This window comes from Shigella sp. FC1967, assembly GCF_001743005.1.
Taxonomy (GTDB): Bacteria; Pseudomonadota; Gammaproteobacteria; order Enterobacterales; family Enterobacteriaceae; genus Proteus.
Genome location: NZ_MIIZ01000742.1, coordinates 1 through 3,864 on the forward strand (window position 1 = coordinate 1; position 3,864 = coordinate 3,864).

Below are 3,864 nucleotides of genomic sequence, written 5' to 3' on the forward strand. Positions count from 1 at the left end.
ACACCAACGGACAGATATAAGGCGAATTTGCTTAGAGGCCCATTCACATAATTTAATAAAGCGAACACTGCAATTCCTATAAGGGCTCCAGCTAACGGATACCCACCCCAGTTATTGATTTCCATAAAACCGTCCCCCAAAAGCTACGCCAATAGCAGAACCATGTGAGCCGTAATTAATCCCCTGGATTCCTCATTAGCTCTCTTTAACTTTAATATTTTCCTTAGATTTAAGTATCCATAGATTCCTGAGAACACTCCCATACCCCCCCCCAAACACCAACGGACAGATATAAGGCGAATTTGCTTAGAGGCCCATTCACATAATTTAATAAAGCGAACACTGCAATTCCTATAAGGGCTCCAGCTAACGGAAATCCAAGCAGATATACTGCTCTATATTTCAAATCGGTTTTTTTTCATCTTATTCTTTATCTATATGTTTTGAAATCTTATCCACAATGGATGTAGTATCCATATTCATTATCCTCCCTGCTTTTTCAATCAGAAACTCAGCTTCATTTGTTATGTTCTTTGACTCTTCATTAATAATGTCAATGATAGTTTCTAGTGCGATTCCATACTCACCCACATCAATAAATTCTTGCACTTCTATACTTTCACATTCAGAAAACGAATCAGAAAGCGCCATCAGCAAAAGCTCTAGTGTGGATTCAATTTTTCGATATTCATTCTTCATTTTGCCTTCCAAACCACTTGGCCGCTGGCGTCGGTCTGGTAGAACCGACACCAACGTCACTCACTTCATGCACCAGAAAAGAACCTCATTACCTCCGCTGGGTAATGGAATAGGTGCCCCCCTTTATCGAAGAACAGAAACCATACAGAGAAAGATATAGCAAAGACTCCTACGCCAACAATCTCAAAAACATTTCTACCAATACGATGAATGTCAGTTCCTTTGTCATACTTTATCTTCTTATGCTTTATTACCCCTGCGATTCCTACGTAAATAAAATTAACCCCAAGAGGGATAAGAATCACAACAACTCCAGTGAAGTAGGCTGTATAAAGAAAGAAATCTACCCAGTTATTGATTTCCATAAGCCGTTCCTCCTTCTATCCCTCTCCCTACGTTTAAGCTGGCTTGAAACGTCGTCGATCCAGTGTTGCTCACTATTCACTTCTGTCACTATTTCTCAGTCTAATGAATTGGAATAGAGCTTGGATTCCACCAATACCGCCCATGAAAGTCCCTATAAATACAAAGACCCAAAAAACCATTTTATATTTAGATTTGTCCTCATATAACTCAAATACTTGAACTAGCCATTGCGCTATAAATCCCCCCAATAACCCCTATCCCCATACCTATAAGGAAAATAGGAAGCACAAACATCAAAATGAAGTTAGTTACATTTTTCCGCATCATTTATTCTTGACACTAGATCCGCAGTTCGGGCACTTCAGATTCTTTGAGAAAATCACACCAATGACGATATTAATCTTGGATGAAAATAACTTTTTATCCCCTCTAGCTCGATGGAAGTAAGTTGAGCCGCATGAAGTGCATCTTATAATCAAAGACATTACTGCGGTTGGTATCGAAGCAAACAACAAACACTGAACAAAAATATAAACTGTATCGTTAGTAACGCGGGTTAATCCCAGCTCGTAAAAGATACCTGATACCACAATTAAAAATGTCAAGCACCATGAAAATATTGCGCCTAGCGCTGTGAGCCGGAGTGCTACACCCTTAATTCTCAACATTTAACTATCCTCAAACTGGCTGTAGCTCGCCTTCCAAACAACTTGGCCGCTGGCGTTGACAGGACCAACGCCAGAAACGTTCGCGTAGACCAGTCCTCAGACCTATTTTCCATATTTACTCCTAAATTCATTGATTTTCTTTTCTGTCCGAATGGTCTGAAAAGCACCATGACCACCGACAACAATTCCAAAACCTCCCCAGACTGCCATCATCATTACAAATACAAATGTGGAATCATTTCCATTTATTAGCCTGTAAGCCACATAAGAAAGGAGTCCAAATACACCACCCAAAGCTGGCAGGCCGATCAAATATGCTGCAATTGCTTTATTTCTAGTCATTACTCACCGCCATTTACTGTGGCAGAACTCGATTAAGGACATAGTTGAACCTATTACCCCAATCACGGCACCTATCGCCAAAAAAACCCAAAACACCATTTCGTTTTGCTGGTTCGTTTGATACAACCCTAAAATCAATGCCAATTTTTGACCGCCATATCCCACAACCCACCCTATAAACACAGAGCCAAATAAGAACGGGAAGTAAATAGTTCCCAGAAACCACATCCAACGTTTATAAGTTTTCATCAAAATCGCCTTCCAAACGACTTGAGACCAACCTTCATAGAACATCCAGTACATCTAGGTCCTCATTTACCCCTAAATAGGTGAAGACCTCGGACATCGAACCTGCATTCCTTACACGCATAGCAACATTGTTAACGTCTTCCTCAAGATTGAAAAATGGCTCTGGCCTATTTTGGTCAGCTATCAACCCATTGATGACTATCTCTTTCTGTTCTGTTAGCTCCATGCTCAATGTTCTTGTAAGAACATCTACACTCCATACGCTATTAAAAAAGGAAAACAGCCTACCCCAAAACGAACTCCCAAAAGCCCCATTAATCATCACGTCGCTAATTTCTTTTGTTTTTCCATCTCGAAATAAGATGAGAGCATTCTTGTACTGTTTCCGTATTCCGCTTTTACTACCATTAGCTAAATAAAACCCGTCAACATGAAATGGGAACATCATCCCACTTTCCTTTTGAACAATAATGACTATGTTATTAACTTCACTCACAACCACACCCTCCATTGGTAGCAATTTATCCAACTGCTCTCAACGCTGCCTTTCCAGATCACTCCTCATCATTAAACATGGTTGTGATTTTTTTTACTTGGCATCCCCCTCTCAGATTTATTTCGAGGAAGTCACCAATTGCACCAATGCTTTCCCGAGTTTCTTTTCCGAAGAGGTTCATATCTTGCGAGAACTTAATATAAAGTAAGTAGCCTTTGTAAAACTCTATTCTTGCCGTAAATTTTCTCCCCTCTAAAACCCCCTCTATTTTGGCGACAATCTCTTTATCTGGAAATAAAGCAATATTCTTCGGCCAGCATTGCTTCATTTCATCGTTTATGTCGAAAAATGCTGTCACTTTTCCACCATGCCATCTTTGGACTTTGCACAACAACTTAATTTGACAGTCAAGTTTATTCTTCTGATCTTCATTTAGAGCATCTCGAAACGCCCTCAACACTACGACTTCATATTCACGTAGCTTCTTATCTCCACCATATATCAGCTTATCTATCAAATTCTTAATTACCACAATTACACCCTCCGTTTGAACCTAAAACCTCTCCTGCTCCCGCACCTGCTGCGGCTCCTGTTACTGTCCCTTTCCATGTATATGGAACCCTGTCAAGTACACTAATTAGAGGATTCCATTTCTGTCCCAGTGTTTTCCCTGGAAATGCTTTATTGCCAAATGCAAAAGGGTCATGTTTAAAATGTCGCTTGACATGCACGTAGTTACCATTCCATTTATTGTGACCATTAACTAACCATCTACCAACCTTGTTATCAAGCCACGGTTTGCGATACTTACTCCCTTTTCTGACATACCTCGACGGTATGAAATGTGAAAACTGTTTATTTAGCCCTTTATTCCCCGCTAGTTTTAATCCAATCTTAGCCCCCAATTCCGGCACCGAGCCCACCTAAGCTCCAACTAGCAACGTCCCCCCCAGTTCACACAGTCAATATCGCCATCGTTCTGATACATCTGCCATGCGAAATTTGCTGCCCCTAAAACAACTCCCCAAGCAAACTCTCCTGTCG

7 protein-coding genes are annotated in these 3,864 nt (G+C 40.6%); all 7 read right to left on the reverse strand.

What is annotated here, in order from left to right; genetic code table 11:
- Positions 1–423: 423 nt before the first annotated feature.
- Positions 424–699: a MafI family immunity protein gene (locus tag BHE89_RS11660; RefSeq protein WP_069369969.1), complete on the reverse strand. Its 276-nt coding sequence runs from the start codon at positions 697–699 to the stop codon at positions 424–426.
- Between the two features lie 65 nt (positions 700–764).
- Positions 765–1,064, reverse strand: a complete 300-nt coding sequence (locus BHE89_RS11665) for a hypothetical protein (protein WP_069369970.1) — start codon at positions 1,062–1,064, stop codon at positions 765–767.
- Positions 1,065–1,835: 771 nt separating this feature from the next.
- Positions 1,836–2,075 carry a hypothetical protein gene (locus BHE89_RS11670; RefSeq protein WP_069369973.1) on the reverse strand — a complete coding sequence of 80 codons (240 nt, stop codon included), beginning with the start codon at positions 2,073–2,075 and terminating at the stop codon, positions 1,836–1,838.
- Between the two features lie 3 nt (positions 2,076–2,078).
- Positions 2,079–2,324, reverse strand: a complete 246-nt coding sequence (locus BHE89_RS11675) for a hypothetical protein (RefSeq protein ID WP_141008290.1) — start codon at positions 2,322–2,324, stop codon at positions 2,079–2,081.
- 34 nt (positions 2,325–2,358) lie between these two features.
- Positions 2,359–2,820, reverse strand: coding sequence for a hypothetical protein (locus BHE89_RS11680; protein WP_128860500.1), 462 nt, complete (start codon positions 2,818–2,820; stop codon positions 2,359–2,361).
- A gap of 58 nt (positions 2,821–2,878) precedes the next feature.
- Positions 2,879–3,352, reverse strand: coding sequence for a hypothetical protein (locus tag BHE89_RS11685; protein WP_069369976.1), 474 nt, complete (start codon positions 3,350–3,352; stop codon positions 2,879–2,881).
- A complete protein-coding gene (locus BHE89_RS11690; RefSeq protein WP_128860501.1) occupies positions 3,342–3,743 on the reverse strand; it encodes a hypothetical protein in 402 nt (133 codons plus the stop codon). The genes BHE89_RS11685 and BHE89_RS11690 overlap by 11 nt, the downstream gene beginning before the upstream one ends.
- Positions 3,744–3,864: the final 121 nt, after the last annotated feature.